Below are 18556 nucleotides of genomic sequence, written 5' to 3'. Positions count from 1 at the left end.
CGTACGGCACGCTTGCATACAGCAAAGGGAGCGGCCCCCTCTTGCGTGGGGAACCGCTCCCTTCACGATGTCTTACTTCGCGCCCGCCGCACCGCGACGGATGCCCAGACGGTCCACCAGCGCACGGAAGCGCTGGATGTCCTTCTTGGCCAGGTACTGCAGCAGACGGCGGCGCTGACCGACCAGGATCAGCAGACCACGACGGGAGTGGTGGTCGTGCTTGTGGGTCTTGAGGTGCTCGGTCAGGTCCGAGATGCGGCGGGAGAGCATGGCGACCTGGACCTCGGGGGAGCCGGTGTCGCCCTCCTTCTGGCCGAACTCGGTCATGATCTGCTTCTTCGTAGCGGCGTCGAGCGACACGCTTACTCCTCGTAGTCTTTACGTGGCCACCGAGTGCCCCTGGTCTAAGTCTCAGGGGAGCTTCCGTTACTCGGGAGGCGAGGTCCGCTGGGCGCTGCCTCCAGGTCCTCTTCGAGGTGATCCGGGGGCGCGTACACATACGGCCGTTACACAGGGTACCAGGCGGTCCGCGGACGGCTGACAGGGGCTTGGCAAACCCCTGAACAGCGGCGGAGCACGCCAGTACTGTGGGCCGACAGCTCATACGTACGTCGCGAAGGGACCGTTCCACTATGACCGACGCCCAGGAGAAGGCCCGCAAGGAACGCGAGAAGAACGAGCTCTACGCCCTGGACATCTCCGACGTCGAGTGGCACAGCGCGCCGGGCACCGAGACGCACGAGGAGCGGGTCGAGATCGCGTACCTCCCCGCGGGCGCCGTGGCCATGCGGTCGTCCGTCGAGCCGGAGACAGTGCTTCGGTACACCGAGGCGGAGTGGCGGGCGTTCGTACTCGGGGCGCGGGACGGGGAGTTCGATCTGGAGCCGTCTCCTCGTAATGGCGGGGCGTTGGCGGAGTAGTCGCGCCGCTCCGGTGGTGTTGCGGCAAGACGTCTTGATTTGCCGCCTGTTGATGCCTGTTGGTGCCTGTTGGGGTGGTTTGGCCACGGCCTTTTGAGGGTGCGGAGAGCTTCGGGGTCGGGCGTGATGGAAAGGACAGCGTTCGGGGGGCGGGCTGCCCTGCCGTGCTGGTGCTTTTGGTGATTAGGCTGGGACAGGGCGCGACTCAAGAACCCGCGAGCGGGTCGTTCGCGTCTCTCACGGGGAGAGCCAAGGCGGATCGGACGACAGGAACGGTCGCCCCCCACCACGGCACGAGGGTGCTCGACCACACCAGGAGGCATTGTGAACAGCGATCGGGACGAGATCCGCGGGGGCTGGGACTCACCCGTCGATGATCAGTCCGACGCGGAGTCCGCTGCCGAGACGACGGGCGAGTTCACCATCGACTACGCCCCGCCCGCCTGGTACACGCAGAATGCGTCCGGCAGCGCGGGGGAGACTCCGTCGGCGCCGCCGGCTGCTGCTGAGCCTCCGGCTGCTTCCGCTCCGGCGACTGCTTCCGCTCCGGCGGCTGCTTCTGCCCCGCCGGCTGCTTCTGCCCCGCCGGCTGCTTCCACTCCGCCGGCTGCTTCCACTCCGCCAGCCGCTTCCGCTCCGTCTGCTGCTCCGGTTCCGCCCGTCGGGCCGCCTGTTGCTGTGCCGAAGCTGCCTGTGGGGAGCGGGTTCCAGCCGCAGCCCGCTGCACCTTCTTCCGATTCTTCCGAAGGTGTTTCGCCCTCGGGGGGTGCCGCCGACTGGAGTGGTGCCGTTGCCGGTGTGGCCTCTTCCGTGCATGTGACTGGGGTCGTTCCGAAGCCTGAGCCTGAGACTGCGCCTGAGCCTGTGGCCCCGGCCGAGGATGAGTCCGTTTCCGAGGACCTTGGCAGTGGCGATCTTGAGAGTGGCGCCACCATGCGGTTCTCCGCTGTCGCCCTGAAGCGGGAGATCGAGGAGCGGGCCGCCGCCGCGGAGGCGGATGAGGCTCCCGCCGCGTCCGCTGACGTGACCTCCGAGGACGTTGAGGTTGAGGTTGAGCGGGATGCGGGTGACGTAGGTGATGGCGGCGGCCTTGAGGGACAGGTTGAGGCTGCTGCGGAGGAGTCCCCCTCCGAGGATGAGTCCTCTTCTGTTTCTGTCGTTGAGCCCGTTGCGGGTCTCGGTGACCGTGGTGGCGACGAAGGCAGCGATGAGGACGCGGTGTCCGACTCTGTTCCGCCCTCCCTTGATCTTGATGTTGATGGGGCCGGCGACGGTGGCGATGGCGATTCCGATGCCCTTGTAGGTGTCGGGGGGCTCGATGACGTCGATGGGCTCGACGGCTCCGCCGAGATCAGCGACGCCGTTCCGGTGGACGCCGCCCCGAAGGACGTCGTCCCTGAAGACGCTGCTCCGGAGGATGCCGGTCCGCAGGATTCCGGTCCGCAGGATGCCGCTCCTGAGGGCATCGCTCCTCAGGACGCCGTGCCCGCCGTGCCCGTCGACGACGTGCAGGACTCGGTGCCGCCCTCCTGGACTCCCCCGCCCGCCCCGCACGGTGGGCTGCCGCCGCTGCCGCCCGCCTTCCAGCCTGCAGCGCCTACTTCCGCGCCCCAGTGGCCGGTTCCCGCGCAGGCCGAGTCGCCCGCGGAGCCGGCGCCCGCTCCCGAGCCGGTGCAGCCGCAGGTTCCGCAGCAGGCCGCGCCGGCCCCCGCGCCTGTTCAGCCGCAGGCTCCGCAGCCCGCGCCGCACGCTTGGCCCGCGCCCACCGGGCCCGTGGCTCCGGCTCCGGCACCGGCACCGGCACCGGCACCGGCCGCGAACGCTCCGGCTGCCGACGCTCCTGTGCCGCCGAGTGGGTATGGGTTCCCGCAGGCCGGTGCTCCGGTTCCTGCTCCTGCTCCGACTCCGGTTCCGCCGGCGCCTGCTCCGGCTCCCGCGCCCGCACCTGCCGCCGATGCGCCCGTGCCGCCGACCGGGTACGGCTTCCCGCAAGCGGCGGCCCAGGCTCCGGTCCCTGCGCCTGCCCCCGCCCCTGCGCCGAATCCCGCGCCTGCCCCGGCTCCCGCGCCCGTCGCCCCTGCTCAGCAGGGCAGTTACGGCTTCCCACAGCAGGGTGCACCCGCTCCCGCCGCCAACCCCAACTCCCCTGCCCCGCAGGGAAGTTACGGGTTCCCGCAGCCGCCCGCGCCGCAGGCACAGCAGCCGCTGCCGCCCGCCGGCGCACAGCCGCAGCCGCAGCCGCAGCAGCCCGTCGCCCCGGCCAACCCGAACCCCACCCCCAACCTGCCCGTCCCGCAGGCAACGGCCCAGCCCCCGGCCCCCGTACAGCCGCAGGCACAGCAGCCGCTTCCGGCCCAGCAGCAGCCTCAGCCGCAGCAGCCGCAGGCCCCGCAGCCCGGCCAGCAGCAGCCGCAGCCGCAGCCGCCGATCGACCCCCGTACCGGTGCCGCCTGGCCGCAGGCCGTGCAGCACGATCAGCGGGAGCGCACCAACCCCGGCGCGCCCCTCGGGTACACGGCCGCCGTCGAGCTCTCCTCCGACCGGCTGCTGCGCAACACCAAGCCGAAGGCGAAGAGCAGCCGGCCCGCGTCCGGCGGTTCGCGGTTCAAGCTCGGCGGCAAGAAGGAAGAGGCCGAGCGGCAGCGGAAGTTGGAGCTGATCCGGACCCCGGTGCTGTCCTGCTACCGCATCGCCGTCATCAGCCTCAAGGGCGGCGTCGGCAAGACGACCACCACCACCGCGCTGGGCTCCACGCTCGCCACCGAGCGGCAGGACAAGATCCTCGCGATCGACGCCAACCCCGACGCCGGTACGCTCGGGCGCCGCGTCCGGCGCGAGACCGGGGCCACCATCCGTGACCTCGTCCAGGCGATCCCGTACCTCAACTCGTACATGGACATCCGGCGGTTCACCTCGCAGGCCGCGTCCGGGCTCGAGATCATCGCCAATGACGTCGACCCGGCCGTGTCCACCACCTTCAACGACGAGGACTATCGGCGCGCCATCGACGTACTGGGAAAGCAGTACCCGATCATCCTGACCGACTCGGGCACCGGGCTGCTCTACAGCGCCATGCGGGGTGTTCTCGACCTCGCCGACCAGCTCATCATCATCTCGACTCCGTCCGTGGACGGGGCCAGCAGCGCGTCCACGACGCTGGACTGGCTGTCGGCCCATGGGTACGCCGATCTGGTGTCGCGGTCCCTCACCGTCATCTCCGGAGTGCGCGAGACCGGAAAGATGATCAAGGTCGATGACATCGTGTCGCACTTCGAGACGCGGTGCCGGGGCGTTGTCGTCATTCCGTTCGACGAGCACCTCGCCGCCGGTGCGGAGGTCGATCTCGACATGATGCGGCCGAAGGTGCGGGAGGCGTACTTCAACCTCTCGGCGCTGGTGGCCGAGGACTTCGTGCGGGCTCAGCAGCAGCAGGGGCTGTGGACTTCGGACGGGAATCCGCCGCCGACTGTGGCTCCGCCGATGCCGGGGCAGGGGGGTTACCCCGTGCCGGGGCAGCAGCCGTACGCTCCGCAGCAGCCTCAGCAGCAGCCGTACGCTCCGCAACAGCCTCAGCCGCAGCAGCCGGTGCAGCCTCAGCCGCCGGTGCAGCAGCAGCCGTACCCGCAGCCGGGCGCCCCGCAGGGGTGGCAGAACGCGGGTCCGCCGCAGGGGCCGGGGCAGCAGCCGTACCAGGCTCAGCCGCAACCGCAGCCGGGCCAGCCGCAGCCTGGGCAACTGCCCCCCGCACAGGCGCAGCAGCCGGTGCAGCCCGGTCAGCCGTACCAGCCCGGCGCCCCGTTCCAGCCGGGCCAGCCCCAGGCGCCGGACGCGCCGCAGCCTCCCCAGCAGTAGCCTCACTTGACCCAACTGGGCCCGCACCGCTCCTCGGTGCGGGCCCTCCCCGTTTCCCAGCCGCCTCGTTCATCGCTCACCCGGCAGCTGGGGCTGTGCCCACCCGTTCCGCCCTGCGGAACGCCTGCCCACAGCAACGGACGGCAGCGGGGCGGCTCGCCGAGGTGGATGGGGAGGTGGGGGTGCCGCAGGTTTGGGAAGGTGGGGGGTACCGCGGGGTTGGGGAAGGTGGGGGGTGCCGCGGACGCCCCCAGGACCACCGCCCCACCGACCGCCCCCCACCTGCCCCTCCCCCCACCGCCACCCCCCGACCAGCCACGCTTCACAGGTCTTGACCAATGCGGATGAAATCCGGGTCAACTCGTTATTTCCGCAGGCCACATGGGGTTCACCTGCCGTTGACTGACGCAGACTGGCGCTGGTAGACACACACATCAACCAGCTGGCGTTACTTGATCAACTAGCCATCCCTGTGCGAGTGATGACGCGAGGTCACCGACCCATGGACACACAAGATCAGCACGGCAGAGTACGGTCCCACACCCCGGCGAAGGCACCACCACGGAGCACGAGCCGCACCCGCGACCCCCGCCGGATCCGCATCCTCCTTGCATCCGCAGCCGCCGCCTTCACCCTCACCGCAGGCCTCGCCACGCCGCTCAACCCGGCGCCCCAGCAGGCCGAGGCCAAGGCCGACGGCGGGAAGAAGGTCCTCACCGTCGCCGTGGCGCAGAGCGTCGACTCGCTCAGCCCCTTCCTCGCGCAGCGGCTGCTCAGCACCAGCATCCACCGCCTCACGTACGAGTACCTGACGAACTACGACGCGAAGAACAACAAGGCGATCGACGGCTTCGCCACCGACTGGAAGCCCTCCGCCGACAAGCTGACCTGGACGTACACCATCCGGGACGACTCCAAGTGGTCGGACGGCAAGAAGGCGACCGCCGAGGACGCCGCGTGGACGTTCAACAAGGTGATGTCCAAGGAGGGCACCGCCACCTCGAACTCCAACTTCGTCACCAACTTCAAGAAGGTGACCGCGCCCAGCCCCACCAAGCTGGTCATCGAGTTGAAGGAGCCGCAGGCCACGATGGCCGCGCTCGATGTGCCGATCGTTCCCAAGCACGTCTGGGAGAAGGTCGACGACATCTCGAAGTTCAACAACGACAAGGACTTCCCCGTCGTCGGCAACGGCCCGTTCATCCTGACGGACTACAAGGTCGACCAGTACGTGAAGCTCAAGGCCAACAAGGACTTCTGGCGCGGCGCGCCCAAGTTCGACGAGCTGGTCTTCAAGACGTACAAGGACCAGGACGCGGCCGTCTCCGCCCTCAGGAAGGGCGAGGTGTCGTTCGTCGCCGGACAGCCCGCGCTCACTCCCGCGCAGGCCGCCTCCCTCAAGAACGAAGAGAACGTCAAGGTCAACGAGGGGCCCGGACGCCGCTTCTTCGCCATCGCCACCAACCCGGGCGCCAAGACCCTGGACGGCAAGAAGTTCGGCGACGGCCATCCGGCCCTCCTCGACCAGAAGGTCCGTCAGGCGCTCTTCCTCTCCGTCGACCGGAAGGCGCTCGTCGACAAGGTGTTCCAGGGGCAGGCCGTCGAGGGCGCGGGCTACATTCCGCCGCGTTTCTCCGACTACGCCTGGAAGCCCTCGGCCGACCAGGAACTGGCGTACGACCCGAAGAAGGCGGCCCGGCTCCTCGACGACGCCGGCTACAAGAAGAACGGCGACGGCAAGCGCGTCGGCAAGGACGGCAAGCCGCTCGACCTGCGCATCCTCTGTCATGCCACGGACCCGAACGACAAGGCCGTGGGCAAGTATCTGAAGGAGTGGTGGGGGGATCTCGGCGTCGGGCTCAAGGTCAACTGCCTCGATGACGTCTCCGTGCCCTGGTACGCGGGTGAGTACGACCTCGCCTTCGACGGCTGGTCCGTCAACCCCGACCCGGACTTCGTGCTCGGCATCCACACCTGTGCCGCGCTCCCGAAGAAGGCCAAGGAGAGCGCCGCCACCGACAACTTCATCTGCAACAAGAAGTACGACGACCTCTACGCGAAGCAGCTGGCCGATTACGACCCGGCCAAGCGCGCCGAGACCGTCAAGGAAATGCAGTCCTGGCTCTACGACTCCGGGTACATGAACGTGCTCGCGTACCCGAACGCCGTGGAGGCCTACCGCACGGACCAGATCAAGTCCATCACCACCATGCCGACGGCCGCGGGCAACATCTACGGCCAGGACGGATATTGGAGCTGGTGGTCCGCCGTGCCCGCGGATGGGAAGAGTTCCTCCAAGGATGGAAGCTCGACCGGTGTCATCATCGGTATCGCCGCCGCCGCGGTGGTGCTCGTCGGCGGTGGAGTCCTGTTCGCCCTGCGCCGCCGTTCGACCGCAGAGGACCGCGAGTAACGCATGACCGCTGACAGCAATCCCGCACTGCTCGACACCGAGGGCGCCGCGGCGACCGACGATCCGGCACCCGCCGGGCCGTCGGGCCGCGGCCCCCGGGCCCCGGGCACCCGCGCCTATCTCCAGTATGTGGCGGGCAAGCTGGGCGGCGCCGCCGTCTCGCTGTTCGCCGTCCTCGTCACCAGCTTCTTCCTGTTCCGTCTCATCCCGGGCGACCCGGTGAAGCAGATGACGGGCGGAAAGCGCGTCTCGGCCGAGCAACTGGCCGCGATGCGCAAGGAGTTCGGCCTCGACCAGCCGGTGATGACGCAGTTCTTCGACTACTGCGGCAACGCGCTGACGGGCGACTTCGGCACCTCGTACCAGTTCCACGCCCCGGTGATCGACAAGATCACCGACGCGCTGCCCGCGACGCTCCTTCTCACCGGCACCGCGTTCGTCCTCTACACCCTCATCGGCGTCTGGCTCGGCACCCGCACGGCCTGGCGCAACGGCGGGCTCGGGGACCGCGTGCACACCGGCCTCGCGCTGACCCTCTACTCCGTGCCGTCCTTCTGGCTCGGTCTCCTCCTCATCATCACCTTCTCGGTGGGTGCGGGCCCCATTCCGGGGCTCTTCCCGACCGGCGGGCTCGAATCGGGCGGCGAGACCGGCATCGCGTACGTCATCGATGTCGCGCACCACATGGTGCTTCCCGTCATCACGCTCGTCGCCGTCGGCTACGCACAGACGCTCCTCGTGATGCGCTCCTCGCTGCTCGACGAGATGGGCAGCGACTATCTGACGACGGCCCGCGCCAAGGGGCTTCGGGACGATCTCGTACGCCGTCGGCACGCCGTCCCGAACGCGATGCTGCCCACGGTCACGCTGATGTTCGTGAACCTCGGCACGGTGGTGGCGGGCGCGATCCTCGTCGAGACCGTCTTCTCCTGGCCGGGGCTCGGCGGGCTCTTCTACTCCGCGCTGAGCGTGCCCGACCTGCCGCTCGTCCAGGGTCTGTTCTTCGTGTTCGCCGCCGCAGTGATCCTGATGAACACCCTGGCCGACGTGATCTATCCGCTGCTCGACCCCAGGGTGGGCCGATGACGACCGATGCAACGAAGACCGACGTCCCGGTCGCCAAGAGCCCGCGGGCGCTCGCGTGGACCCGCAGACGCCACTCCGTCGCCCGCTTCTGGCGCGAGTACCGCACGCACCGGGCCGGTCTTTTCGGCCTGGCCGCACTCGTCGTGTTCGCGCTCGTCGCCGTCTTCGCGCCGCTCCTCGTCGGCTCGGACGCGCAGAGCGTGACCGACGCGCCGGGCAAGCCCATGGAGTCGCCGAGCGGCGAATTCCCCCTGGGCACCGACCAGTTCGGGCGCGATCTGCTCGGGCTTCTGGTGTGGGGCGCGCGGATCTCGCTCACCGTCGGGCTGCTCGCCGCCGTGCTCTCGGTGGCCATCGGCACGATCGTGGGGATCACCGCGGGGCACTTCAAGGGCTGGTACGCCACCGTGATCATGCGCGTCACGGACTGGTTCCTGGTGATGCCGACGCTGGTGCTCGCCATCGCGCTCGCCTCGGTGATGTCCAAGTCCATCTGGACGATCATCCTGGCGATCGGCGTGACGACCTGGCCGACGACCGCACGTCTGGTCCGCGCCCAGACCCTGGCCGTGGAGTCGCGCCCGTACATCGAACGCGCCCAGGCTCTCGGCGGCGGCCACGGCCATGTCATGGGCCGGCACGTGCTGCCCAACGTCATGCCGCTCGTCCTCGCGCAGACCACACTCGTCATCTCCAACGCGATCCTCACCGAGGCCACCCTGGCCTTCCTCGGCCTCGGCGACCCGACGGTCGTCTCCTGGGGCGGGCTGCTCCAGGACGCGCGCGAGGCGGGCGCGGTCAGCGCCGGCGACTGGTGGTATCTCGCCCCGCCCGGCCTGGCCATCGCCGTCGTGGCGCTCGCGTTCACGCTGTGCGGGCGCGCCGTGGAGTCCGTGCTCAACCCCAGGCTGGGGGTCTCCCGTTGAGTGGATCGAACAAGGTGACGGAGACCAAGGTGGCAGAGACCAAGGCAGCGGATCAGCGCCTCCTCGACGTAAGAAATCTCGAAGTGACGTACGCGTCCGGGGCCGCCGCCGTGCGCGGTGTGAACCTCACGGTCGACGCGGGCCAGAAGCTCGGCGTCGCGGGCGAGTCCGGATGCGGCAAGTCCACGCTCGCGCTCGCCCTGCTGCGGCTGCTGCCGGCGGGGACGAAGGTGACCGGCGAGGTACTGCTCGACGGCGAGGACGTCCTCACCATGAAGTGGGGCCAGGTCCGCGCGGTCCGCTGGGCGGGCGCATCGGTCGTCTTCCAGGGCGCGATGCACTCCCTCAACGCCGTGCACCGCATCGGCGACCAGATCGCCGAGCCGATCCTGCTGCACAAGAAGGCGACGCCGGCGGGCGCGAAGAAGAAGGCCGGGGAGTTGCTCGAACACGTGGGTCTGCCGGCCGCCCGCGCGGACGCCTATCCGCACGAGCTGTCGGGCGGCCAGCGCCAGCGCGTGATGATCGCGATGGCGCTCGCCTGCGACCCCCGGCTGATCATCGCCGACGAGCCGACGACGGCCCTCGATGTGATGATCCAGGCTCAGATCCTGCGCCTGATCGAGCAGTTGGTTGCCGAGCAGGACCTCGGCCTGATCATGATCAGCCATGACCTCGCGGTGCTCTCCGACACCTGCGACCGGCTCGCGGTGATGTACGCGGGCCGCGTCGTCGAGGAGGGCCCGGCCTCCGAGGTCTACGAGAACGCCCAGCACCCGTACGGAAAGGCCCTCTCGGCGGCCTTCCCGCGCATCGGCGACACGGCGTCGCGCTTCGCGCCGCGCGGCCTGCCCGGCGACCCGCCCGACCCGTCCCTGCTCCCCACGGGCTGCACGTTCCATCCGCGCTGCGCCGTCGCCCTGGACTCCTGCACCACGGAGGACCAGGTGCTGCGGGACGCGGGCCCCCGGCACCGGGCGGCCTGCGTACACGCGGGTTCTCAGCTCCCGGCGCAGCCGACATCGGCGCCGGCGACGGCGGAGCGTACACCGTGACCGAGACCCCCAGCACCGAGGAGCGGCGCAGCATGACCACCGACGAGCCCCTCCTTTCGGCGGGCGATCTGCACATCACGTTCCCCGGCCGCCGCGGCGCGCCGCCCGCGCGCGCGGTGGACGGCGTGGACCTCGACATCAAGCCCGCCGAGATCGTCGCCCTGGTCGGCGAGTCGGGCTGCGGCAAGACGACGCTGGCCCGCTCGCTGCTCGGCCTGGTGGCGCCGACCTCCGGGAAGGTGACGTTCGGCGGCAAGCCGCTGGACTACTCGGGCCGCGCGCTCAAGGCGTACCGCAAGCGCGTCCAGCTGGTGCTCCAGGATCCCAGCGGCTCCCTGAATCCCCGCCACACCGTGTACGAGGCGGTCGCCGAGGGGCTGCGCATCCACGGGTACGGGGGTGACGAGCAGGCGGCGGTCGCCGACGCGCTCTCGCGGGCCGGACTGCGCCCGCCGGAGCGGTTCTTCCTGCGCTATCCGCACGAGCTGTCGGGCGGTCAGCGCCAGCGCGTCGTCATCGCGGGCGCGCTGGTCCTGGAGCCCGAACTGATCGTCGCGGACGAGCCGGTGGCCTCGCTCGACGCCTCCGTACGCGGCGAGATCCTCGCCCTGCTGCTGCGCCTGCGCGACGAACTCGGCCTCTCCGCACTGGTGGTGACGCACGACCTGGGCCTCGCGTGGAACATCGCGGACCGCGTGGCGGTGATGTACCTGGGCCGGATCGTCGAGACGGGCACGGTGGAGGAGGTCCTGACCTCGCCCCAACACCCGTACACCCAGGCCCTGTTGTCGGTCCTCCCGGAGGCTCCCGGCGATCCGGTGGTCCTCGCGGGCGAGCCGCCGGACCCGTCCCGCATCCCGGGCGGCTGCCGGTTCCACGCCCGCTGCCAGGTGCTTGCCTCCGGCGAGGCAGAGCGGGCGGGCGTCGCGGACCGCTGCCGGACGGAGGATCTGCCGGTGCTGTCCGGCGCCGGCGAGACGCAGGTGGCGTGCCATTGGGCGACGGCCGACGTCAGCGCGTCCGGGGTCTGACCGGGGGTTGTACCGCCTTGCGGGAAGGGCGGAGCGACGCCCTGAGGCGGCGGATCGTTACCTCTTCCACGTTCGGGTGATACGGAGCCTATCGGGCGTGAGCGCTGGGGAGTCACAGAGTGCTCCGGGCCAATGACGGACCGTGAGCAACTCCAACTCCACTGAAATGAAGGAGATTTCCATGCGCCGTTCCGCCGCCGTCATCCTCGGGGCCTTCGCACTGATGGGGGCCCTCGCCGTGCCCGCCAGCGCCGTCCCGGACCCCGTCGGGACCGTCGACTGCGTGGCGCAGTCGGCCGGCGACGTCACCTCGCTCGTCGATCCGGCCAGCCCCGGCGTCCCCTCCGAGGTGCCGGGCACGGCGTGCCTCGCCCCGTGACCTGAACACCCCCGCATCGTGACGTACTTGCGCGGCCGCCCGGGAACCCGCGCAAGTACGGTGCGACCACGAGCAGTTCACCCCGTCAGTCCCACCTGTATCCGTCCCCGAAGTTGAGGGTGTGCTCCAGCACGTCCTCCAACGGGTCATCGATCTGGCCGGTGTTGATCAGCGCGACCCTGGGCGCGTTGTGCGAGTTCGCGTGCGTCTCATCCGCGTGTGCCGCGCCGGAGCACAGGGCGGATGGCACCACCGCCATCGCCGCGACCAGCGCCCAACGGGACGTCATCTGCACCCAACTGCCGTTCATTGCAGCCTCCTTGGACCGTGCATGTGCGGGCCGCCGGTCGCTGCCCGCTCGTCGTGCGTAACCCCGGGCACGACCAAGAAGTCACTGACGATCATACGAACGGGTCGTCGGACGCCGGGGAAACCGGAAGAACACGGAAGAAAGCAGAGACCTCATGCGTCATCGCCGCGTCCTGACCTGCACGCTGCTCGCAGCCCTCGCCCTGTCCGTCACAGCGATCACCGCTCCGGCCTCGGCGGCACAGCACACGGCGAACCCCGCCCCACCGCTGCCGCCCGTCGAGTCGCTGATCACCGAAGGAGTCACCGTCGAAGGCCCGCTGGTCAACAGCGTCGCCCTTCCGCACGTCCGGTAGGCGCGCAGGGCCGGGGGCGGGAGCCCCGCTTTCGGCCCCCTACTCCGGGAGGCCGTTGCCGGAATCGGCGGCTTCGATGAGCTCGCGGGCCTTCTTCACGTCGTCCGCGATGGCGACGAGCAGCTCGTCGATCGAGTCGAACTTCGCCTGGCCCCGCACGAAGGCCAGGAAGTCCACGGCCACGTGCAGGCCGTACAGATCGAGCCCGACGCGGTCGATCGCGTACGCCTCGACCGTCCGCTCGGTCCCGTCGAACTGCGGGTTCGTGCCCACGGAGATCGCGGCGGGCATCGCCTCGCCCTGCGCGTGCAGCCACCCGGCGTAGACGCCGTCCGCGGGGATGGCGGTGTGCGGCAGCGTCTCCACATTGGCGGTGGGGAAGCCCAGTTCGCGGCCGCGCTGCGCGCCCCGCACGACGACGCCCTCGACACGGTGCGGGCGGCCGAGGATCTCCGCCGCGCCCTCCACATCGCCCTCGGCGACCAGGCGCCGGGTGAGCGTGGAGGAGAAGGGCTCGCCACCGCCCGCCTCACCGCTCACGAAGAGGTCGATGACGTCGACTTCATAGTCGTACGTCGCGCCGAGCTCGGTCAGGAAGGCGACATTGCCCGCGGCCTTGTGGCCGAAGCGGAAGTTGGGGCCCTCGACGACCACGCGCGCGTGCAGCTTGTCGACGAGCACCTTGACGACGAAGTCGGCGGGCGACAGCTTCGAGAACTCCGTGGTGAACGGCAGGATGAGGACCGCGTCCACACCCAGCTCGGCCATGAGTTCGGCGCGCCGGTGGTGCGGGGCGAGCAGCGGCGGGTGGCTGCCCGGACGCACGACCTCGCTGGGGTGCGGGTCGAAGGTGACGACGACGGCGGGCACGCCGAGCTCACGCGCTCGTTCGACCGCACGGCCGATGATCAGCTGGTGCCCGCGGTGTACGCCGTCGTAGGAACCGATGGTGACGACGCTGCGCCCCCAGTCCTGGGGGATGTCCTCCAAGCCACGCCAGCGCTGCACTGTCTTTGCTCCTCGCCGAACCCGTGTACGTGTGTGTACGTCCCATTGCCCATTGCGCAGGTCTAAGACTGCCATGCCCGCGCGATCCGGATCGCATCGGATGGGGTGGCGGACCTCACGCCGGTACGCGCGCCCCGGCGACGTTCTCGATCATGCGGCGGGCGCTCGGGCCGACGAGGGCGGCCCATTCCTGCGGGGCGTCGCACATCCACCGGGCGACGGCCGCGGCGAAGCCGGGGACGGAACGGGCCAGCTCGACCAGGCGGCGGTCGAAGCAGGTCGCGCCGTCCGGGGTGCGGACGAGCAGCTGGCCCGTGCGGTGCACAAGAGCACGGAGCCGGCTCTCGTCGCCGCCGGCCGCGGCCGCGCACAGCACGGCGTCCAGGACTTCGGGCTCCCGCTCCCGGTCGAGCAGTACGTCGAGCAGTTCGCCGCGCAGGGCCCGCGATGCGTCGGTGCCGGGGGCCGCGACGGCGGCGGCGAGGGCGGCGCGCACGGCGGGCGGACGGCTGTTCAGGAGCCCCATCACGAGCGGCAGGAGGACGGCGCGGACGCCCGGCCCCTGCTCAAGACGGAGATCGAGGTAGGCCGCCACATGCCCCGCCAGGTCGGGACGGAGCTCCAGGACATCGCGTACGAGATCGGCCACCCGCCGCGCGAGCCCGGGCGCCGTCACGTCGGCCAGGCTGCGCAGGACGTCCCCCGGCGCGGGGCCCGGACCGTACAGACGCTTGCGGAAGGCGGCGATGACCGGCTCGGGGTGGGTGCCGAAGGCGGCGACCAGCGCGCTCGCGGGCAGCTGCGGATCCCCGGCGGTGAAATGCCGCAGGGCGGGCGGCAGATGGCGGGTGCGGGTCTGTGGGTCGCGGATGAGGAGGGCGAGCGCGGCGCCGTGCAGGGTCTCGTCGCCGGGGCGGGCCAGCAGGGCGAACGCCGCGTACCGCAGGAGTTCGCGGTCGGCGTCGGTGGTGGCGTGCGGGGCGGCGCGCAGGCCGTAGGCGACGGCGGCGACGCGGCGGGCGGGCCGCTCGTCGTGGACCCAGCGGTCGACGGCCCGGCAGATGGCGGAGGGCTCCTCTTCCGCGAGCACCGCGAGGAGTTCGTCGGCGCGGGGGTGTGCGGAGTCGACGAGGGCTTCGGTGAGGTCATCGATGGCGCGGTGCCGGTGGGTGTGGAGCAGGGCCTGGGCGGCGGAGGCGACGGTCGCCTGCGGGGTCGCCGCGAGCGGGCGTTCGTCGGTGAACCAGCGGGTCAGGTGGGGCTGGGCCTTGGCGGGGTTCCGGGCGAGGAGCTCGGCGACGGCGTCTAGGCAGCGGCTGCCCTGCGGGGAGCCGGGCGGGGGGTCGTGGATCACCGCGTCCCGCAGGAGGTCGAAGCGGTCGCCCTCCGGGAGGGGGAGGGCGAGCCAGAACTCGGCGTCGTACCGCCCCTGCCGGGCCAGCTCGGCGAGCAGGGTTCGGTACGGCGACGCGTCGGGCACCCTGGCTAGCGTCTCGCTCAGCAGGTGACTTGCCCACCACCCCGGTGCATCGGTGCCCGGCAGCGGAGGCTGTGCCCACCCGTCCCGCCCTGCGGGACGATTGCCCACAGCAAGGGCGGCGACGCCTTCCGCCTCCGTTGTGGGCAGGCGTTCCGCACGGCGGAACGGGTGGGCACAACGCCCACTGCCGGGCTCCGATGCACCGGGCAGTACAGAGCCCTCCCCGAACCGGGCCAACTCCCGTAGCCGAGGCTCCAGTTCGGCAGGGCCCAGCTGCAGCAGGGCCTGGATGACCGGGCCGATCCGGTGGCGGGGGACCGGCAAGGACGCCGCCCCGGCCCGCGGCGCAGCCGCCCCGTACCGATGCACCAACGACCACAACGCCCCGTCCACATCCAGATGCATCCCCTGGATCCAGTCCGCAACCTCCTCGTGCGCGAAGCGGTATCCGTCCCCCGCAGGGGTCAGCAACCCCTCCGTGAGGACCGCGGAGGCCCACCCCGTCCCCCACGGGAACACCTCCTCGAACGAAGCCCGGTCCAACTCCCCCTGCCCCGGCCCCAGACACCGCCGCGCAGCCTCGTGCACCTGCCCCGATACCTTCGCCGCGAGCCGCCGCACCGCCCCGCCCCGCAGCCCCTGCGAAGCAGCGAGCCGCACCGCGACCCGCAGGCACAGCAGGTCCAGATAGGCGGCGAAGATCTCCTCGCGCCCTGGCCGTCCCGGCGGCGGCGCGTCCGGCAGCGCGGCGCGCACCTCGGACAGGAGCCGCAGCGCCAGCGGATGGCGGGCGTCGGCGGCGGCCAGCGCGCCCTCCGGGATGCCGTACCGCGCCCGGGCGAGCCGCGCCTGCCGCTCGGGCAGATCCCCGAGGCGCACACACTCCTGCAGCAGCTCGGCAGGAAAGTGCTCCCCCGCCTGCTCCCAGTACTCCGCGCGGCAGGCCACGACCAGCCGCGCACCGGTGTCCCGCAGCCACTCGGCCGTACCGTCGCTCCACTCCGCGAGACGGTGCGCGAGCACCGGCGGCATCTCCTCGGGCCCGTCGAGCAGCAGCAGCAACGGCCGCCCCCGGTCCCGCACGAGCCGCGCGACCCGCCCCGCCGAGATGTCCCCGAGGCCGTCGTCCGCCCCGGCGAGCAGGTCCTCCGAGGCCTCGACGATGCGCCCGGCCCGCTCCAGCGCCCGCTCCACCGCGTCGCCCACGCCCGTGTCCGCGCCCTGCAGGTCCGCACCGCGCAGCCACAGCGTGGGGGCCGGCTCGGCGCCCCGCGCCCGGCGCGCGGCGAGGGCCACGAGTTCGGTGGTCCGGCCGGTGCCGGGGTCGCCGACCAGGCCGAGCACCTGTGCGGGGCCGTCGGTGAACTCCGCCAACTCCTTTGCCGTGTCCGGGCGTTCGACCGGTTCGAGGACGGCGGCGCGCGGCCCGTCGGAGCCCAGCGACGTCGCCGTCAGATGCAGCGCGCCGGCCAGGTTGAGATCCCTGCCGTACGCCGGAACGGTCGCCGCGTTGCGCACGAGGAGCTCGGCGAGCGGTCCCCCGGGATCGGCGGCCGCCGCGTCCCGCAGCGGCACGGCGATCCCCGCCGAGCTGTGCTCGCCGTGCAGCGCGGTGCCCAGGACGGCGAGCACGGCTCCGGACGAGGCGTCGACGACCGGGCCGCCCGCTGCCCCGCCGCCGAGCCGCAGCGCGTCCGCGCCGTCGGTGCCGATGGCGAGCTCCAGCGCGGCGTCGACCAGATGGAAGCGGTCCGTGGCGGTGTAGGTCACCGACGCCGGGCCGAGGATGCGTGCCTCGCGCCAGCCGCGCGCGGCGATCCGCACATAGCTGCCGACCGGAACGGCCTCGCGCACGGTGACGGGCAGCGGGCGCAGCCCGAGACCCTCCGTGCGGACGAGGGCCAGATCGACTCCCGGGAGAGGCGCCACGGCATCGGCGGTCACCACGCAGACGCGCTCACCCTCGGCGTGCAGCACGAGGCGTGCGAGGCCGTCGACCGTTTCGTGGCTGGTGATCACCGTGCCCTGGTCGTCGGCGGCGAATCCGGTCCCGCGCGGACGCCCCGCCAGGTCGCATATCCGCACCAGGGTCCTGTCGAGGGCCGCCGGGTCCCCCTGTCCCGTCATGCCCGAACCTCCCTGCCACGCGCCCCGTCCTTCCGACGGTAGGTCGGCGGTGATCAGCGGGACAGAACGCGCGGCGAACGCGCCCCCTTCCGCCCCCTCGGTTCACTCCGAGCGCCTGCCTGATGGGGTGAATCGGCGACGAGCGGTGGATACACCTTGGGGTGGGGGGGAGGGGGAAGCGTGGAGCGGCGGGCGGCTGCCCGCCGCTCCACGCTGAAGGTGCCGAGCCCGAGAGGGCCTCAGGCGAAGACGGCCAGGCTCTTGGCCTTGCCCTTCAGCTCCTCGGCCAGGACCAGGAAGCGGCCCTCCGGATCGAACACGGCGACGGGGCCCACACCGGCGTACTCACCGGGCATCTCGATCCGCACGCCGTTGAGCAGCAGCTTCGACCGCTTCTCGTCGACGTCCCAGCGCGGGAACGCGGCGGCGGCCGCGTCCGCCACCGGCATCACCGTCAGCTCCTCCTGGAGCTGGTCGATGGTCTTCGCCGAGTCGAGCTTGTACGGCCCGACGCGGGTGCGCCGCAGCGCCGTCAGATGGCCGCCGACCCCGAGGTCCGCACCGAGATCGCGGGCCAGGGCCCGGATGTACGTCCCGGACGAGCAGACCACCGACACGACCAGGTCGAGTACGGGGGTGCCGTCATCGGCGACGGCGTCCCTGACGTCGTACACGGTGAACGAGGAGATCTTCACGGGCCTCGCCGGGATCTCGAAGTCCTCGCCCTTGCGGGCGCGCGCGTACGACCGCTTGCCGTCGATCTTGATGGCGCTGACCTTCGACGGCACCTGCATGATGTCGCCGGACAGCTTGGCGATCCCCGCGTCTATGGCGTCCCGCTTGATGCGCGAGGCGTCGGCGGACGAGGTGATCTCCCCCTCGGCGTCGTCCGTGACCGTGTTCTGGCCGAGCCGGATCGTGCCGAGGTACTCCTTCTCCGTCAGCGCGAGATGGCCCAGGAGCTTGGTGGCCCGCTCGACGCCGAGGACCAGGACACCCGTCGCCATCGGGTCGAGGGTGCCCGCGTGGCCGACGCGGCGGGTCTTGGCGATCCCGCGCATCTTGGCGACCACGTCATGCGAAGTGAAGCCGGACGGCTTGTCGACGATGACAAGTCCGTCCGGCGTCTTGTTGCTGGTGTTGCTCATGAAGAGGCGTCGCCGTCCTCGTCGTCCTCGGGCTTGCGGTACGGGTCCGCGTCGCCGGCGAACTCGGCGCCCGCGGACACCTCGCGCACCTTCTCGTCCGAGATCCGGGCCTTGTCGAGGAGGTCCTCGATGGCCTTGGCGTTGTCCGGCAGCGCGTCCGCCACGAAGGCGAGGCTCGGCGTGAACTTCACGCCCGCCGCCGCGCCGACCGCCGAACGCAGGACGCCCTTGGCGCTCTCCAGGCCCGCGGCGGCAGCCGCGCGGTCCTCGTCGTCCCCGTAGACCGTGTAGAAGACGGTCGCCTCCCGCAGGTCACCCGTGACCCGGGTGTCCGTGATGGTCACATGCGTACCGAGCCGCGGGTCCTTGATCCCGCGCTGCAGCTTCTGGGCAACCACCTCTCGGATGAGGTCCGCCAGCCTTTTCGCGCGCGCGTTGTCGGCCACTGCTCCGTCTCCTTCTTCGC

The 18556-nt window shown here is 71.2% G+C and carries 15 protein-coding genes; 9 read left to right on the top strand and 6 right to left on the bottom strand.

Going from position 1 to position 18556, the window contains the following annotated elements:
• Positions 1-72: 72 nt before the first annotated feature.
• Positions 73-360 (bottom strand): 30S ribosomal protein S15, encoded by a 288-nt coding sequence (gene rpsO, locus AB0G47_RS39920; RefSeq protein WP_007385095.1) that lies wholly within the window; start codon positions 358-360, stop codon positions 73-75.
• A 272-nt stretch (positions 361-632) separates the two neighbouring features.
• On the opposite strand from rpsO, the gene AB0G47_RS39915 reads away from it, so the two are divergent.
• From AB0G47_RS39915 to AB0G47_RS39880, 8 genes are all read left to right on the top strand, one after another.
• A complete protein-coding gene (locus AB0G47_RS39915) occupies positions 633-920 on the top strand; it encodes a DUF397 domain-containing protein (RefSeq protein ID WP_360780699.1) in 288 nt (95 codons plus the stop codon).
• 324 nt (positions 921-1244) lie between these two features.
• The gene (locus tag AB0G47_RS39910; RefSeq protein WP_360780696.1) at positions 1245-4772 is read left to right on the top strand and encodes an SCO5717 family growth-regulating ATPase; all 3528 of its coding nucleotides are present in this window, start codon (positions 1245-1247) and stop codon (positions 4770-4772) included.
• Positions 4773-5274: 502 nt separating this feature from the next.
• Positions 5275-7185 carry an ABC transporter substrate-binding protein gene (locus tag AB0G47_RS39905; protein WP_360780693.1) on the top strand — a complete coding sequence of 637 codons (1911 nt, stop codon included), beginning with the start codon at positions 5275-5277 and terminating at the stop codon, positions 7183-7185.
• Between the two features lie 3 nt (positions 7186-7188).
• Positions 7189-8271, top strand: coding sequence for an ABC transporter permease (locus AB0G47_RS39900; RefSeq protein WP_360780690.1), 1083 nt, complete (start codon positions 7189-7191; stop codon positions 8269-8271).
• Complete coding sequence (locus AB0G47_RS39895) at positions 8268-9197, top strand: ABC transporter permease (protein WP_360780688.1); 930 nt, start codon at positions 8268-8270, stop codon at positions 9195-9197. Before AB0G47_RS39900 ends, AB0G47_RS39895 begins: the two co-directional genes overlap by 4 nt.
• Positions 9198-9226: 29 nt before the next feature.
• Positions 9227-10252 (top strand): ABC transporter ATP-binding protein, encoded by a 1026-nt coding sequence (locus tag AB0G47_RS39890; protein ID WP_360780686.1) that lies wholly within the window; start codon positions 9227-9229, stop codon positions 10250-10252.
• A 32-nt stretch (positions 10253-10284) separates the two neighbouring features.
• Positions 10285-11283: an ABC transporter ATP-binding protein gene (locus AB0G47_RS39885; RefSeq protein ID WP_360780735.1), complete on the top strand. Its 999-nt coding sequence runs from the start codon at positions 10285-10287 to the stop codon at positions 11281-11283.
• Between the two features lie 181 nt (positions 11284-11464).
• Positions 11465-11662: a hypothetical protein gene (locus tag AB0G47_RS39880; RefSeq protein ID WP_266871200.1), complete on the top strand. Its 198-nt coding sequence runs from the start codon at positions 11465-11467 to the stop codon at positions 11660-11662.
• An 85-nt stretch (positions 11663-11747) separates the two neighbouring features.
• Here the strand turns inward: AB0G47_RS39880 and AB0G47_RS39875 are convergent, their stop codons facing one another.
• Positions 11748-11951, bottom strand: a complete 204-nt coding sequence (locus AB0G47_RS39875; protein ID WP_360780731.1) for a hypothetical protein — start codon at positions 11949-11951, stop codon at positions 11748-11750.
• Positions 11952-12126: 175 nt separating this feature from the next.
• Between AB0G47_RS39875 and AB0G47_RS39870 the strand changes: the two genes are divergently transcribed.
• The gene (locus AB0G47_RS39870) at positions 12127-12327 is read left to right on the top strand and encodes a hypothetical protein (protein ID WP_360780682.1); all 201 of its coding nucleotides are present in this window, start codon (positions 12127-12129) and stop codon (positions 12325-12327) included.
• Between the two features lie 39 nt (positions 12328-12366).
• Here AB0G47_RS39870 and AB0G47_RS39865 read toward each other — a convergent pair whose 3' ends face one another.
• The 4 genes from AB0G47_RS39865 to rbfA all read right to left on the bottom strand — a co-directional run bounded on the left by AB0G47_RS39865 (position 12367) and on the right by rbfA (position 18536).
• Complete coding sequence (locus AB0G47_RS39865; RefSeq protein WP_360780679.1) at positions 12367-13335, bottom strand: bifunctional riboflavin kinase/FAD synthetase; 969 nt, start codon at positions 13333-13335, stop codon at positions 12367-12369.
• 115 nt (positions 13336-13450) lie between these two features.
• Positions 13451-16942 carry a trypsin-like peptidase domain-containing protein gene (locus tag AB0G47_RS39860; RefSeq protein ID WP_360780676.1) on the bottom strand — a complete coding sequence of 1164 codons (3492 nt, stop codon included), beginning with the start codon at positions 16940-16942 and terminating at the stop codon, positions 13451-13453.
• A 239-nt stretch (positions 16943-17181) separates the two neighbouring features.
• Complete coding sequence (truB, locus tag AB0G47_RS39855; RefSeq protein ID WP_360780674.1) at positions 17182-18090, bottom strand: tRNA pseudouridine(55) synthase TruB; 909 nt, start codon at positions 18088-18090, stop codon at positions 17182-17184.
• A complete protein-coding gene (rbfA, locus tag AB0G47_RS39850) occupies positions 18087-18536 on the bottom strand; it encodes a 30S ribosome-binding factor RbfA (RefSeq protein WP_360780671.1) in 450 nt (149 codons plus the stop codon). The genes truB and rbfA overlap by 4 nt, the downstream gene beginning before the upstream one ends.
• Positions 18537-18556 lie beyond the last annotated feature (20 nt).

It is taken from the genome of Streptomyces sp. NPDC021622 (genome assembly GCF_040640795.1).
In the GTDB taxonomy this organism is placed as follows: Bacteria; Actinomycetota; Actinomycetes; order Streptomycetales; family Streptomycetaceae; genus Streptomyces.
The sequence above is the reverse complement of the archived record's forward strand: the minus strand, read 5'-3'. Positions and strand labels throughout refer to the sequence as shown.

What these genes read in the sequence shown, in the direction of transcription:
- truB (WP_360780674.1), bottom strand. Translation starts at nt 18,090, where the DNA reads ATGAGCAACACCAGCAACAAGACGCCGGACGGACTTGTCATCGTCGAC.
- AB0G47_RS39895 (WP_360780688.1), top strand. Translation starts at nt 8,268, where the DNA reads ATGACGACCGATGCAACGAAGACCGACGTCCCGGTCGCCAAGAGCCCG.
- AB0G47_RS39885 (WP_360780735.1), top strand. Translation starts at nt 10,285, where the DNA reads ATGACCACCGACGAGCCCCTCCTTTCGGCGGGCGATCTGCACATCACG.
- AB0G47_RS39870 (WP_360780682.1), top strand. Translation starts at nt 12,127, where the DNA reads ATGCGTCATCGCCGCGTCCTGACCTGCACGCTGCTCGCAGCCCTCGCC.
- AB0G47_RS39875 (WP_360780731.1), bottom strand. Translation starts at nt 11,951, where the DNA reads ATGACGTCCCGTTGGGCGCTGGTCGCGGCGATGGCGGTGGTGCCATCC.
- AB0G47_RS39880 (WP_266871200.1), top strand. Translation starts at nt 11,465, where the DNA reads ATGCGCCGTTCCGCCGCCGTCATCCTCGGGGCCTTCGCACTGATGGGG.
- AB0G47_RS39905 (WP_360780693.1), top strand. Translation starts at nt 5,275, where the DNA reads ATGGACACACAAGATCAGCACGGCAGAGTACGGTCCCACACCCCGGCG.
- AB0G47_RS39900 (WP_360780690.1), top strand. Translation starts at nt 7,189, where the DNA reads ATGACCGCTGACAGCAATCCCGCACTGCTCGACACCGAGGGCGCCGCG.
- AB0G47_RS39860 (WP_360780676.1), bottom strand. Translation starts at nt 16,942, where the DNA reads ATGACGGGACAGGGGGACCCGGCGGCCCTCGACAGGACCCTGGTGCGG.
- AB0G47_RS39915 (WP_360780699.1), top strand. Translation starts at nt 633, where the DNA reads ATGACCGACGCCCAGGAGAAGGCCCGCAAGGAACGCGAGAAGAACGAG.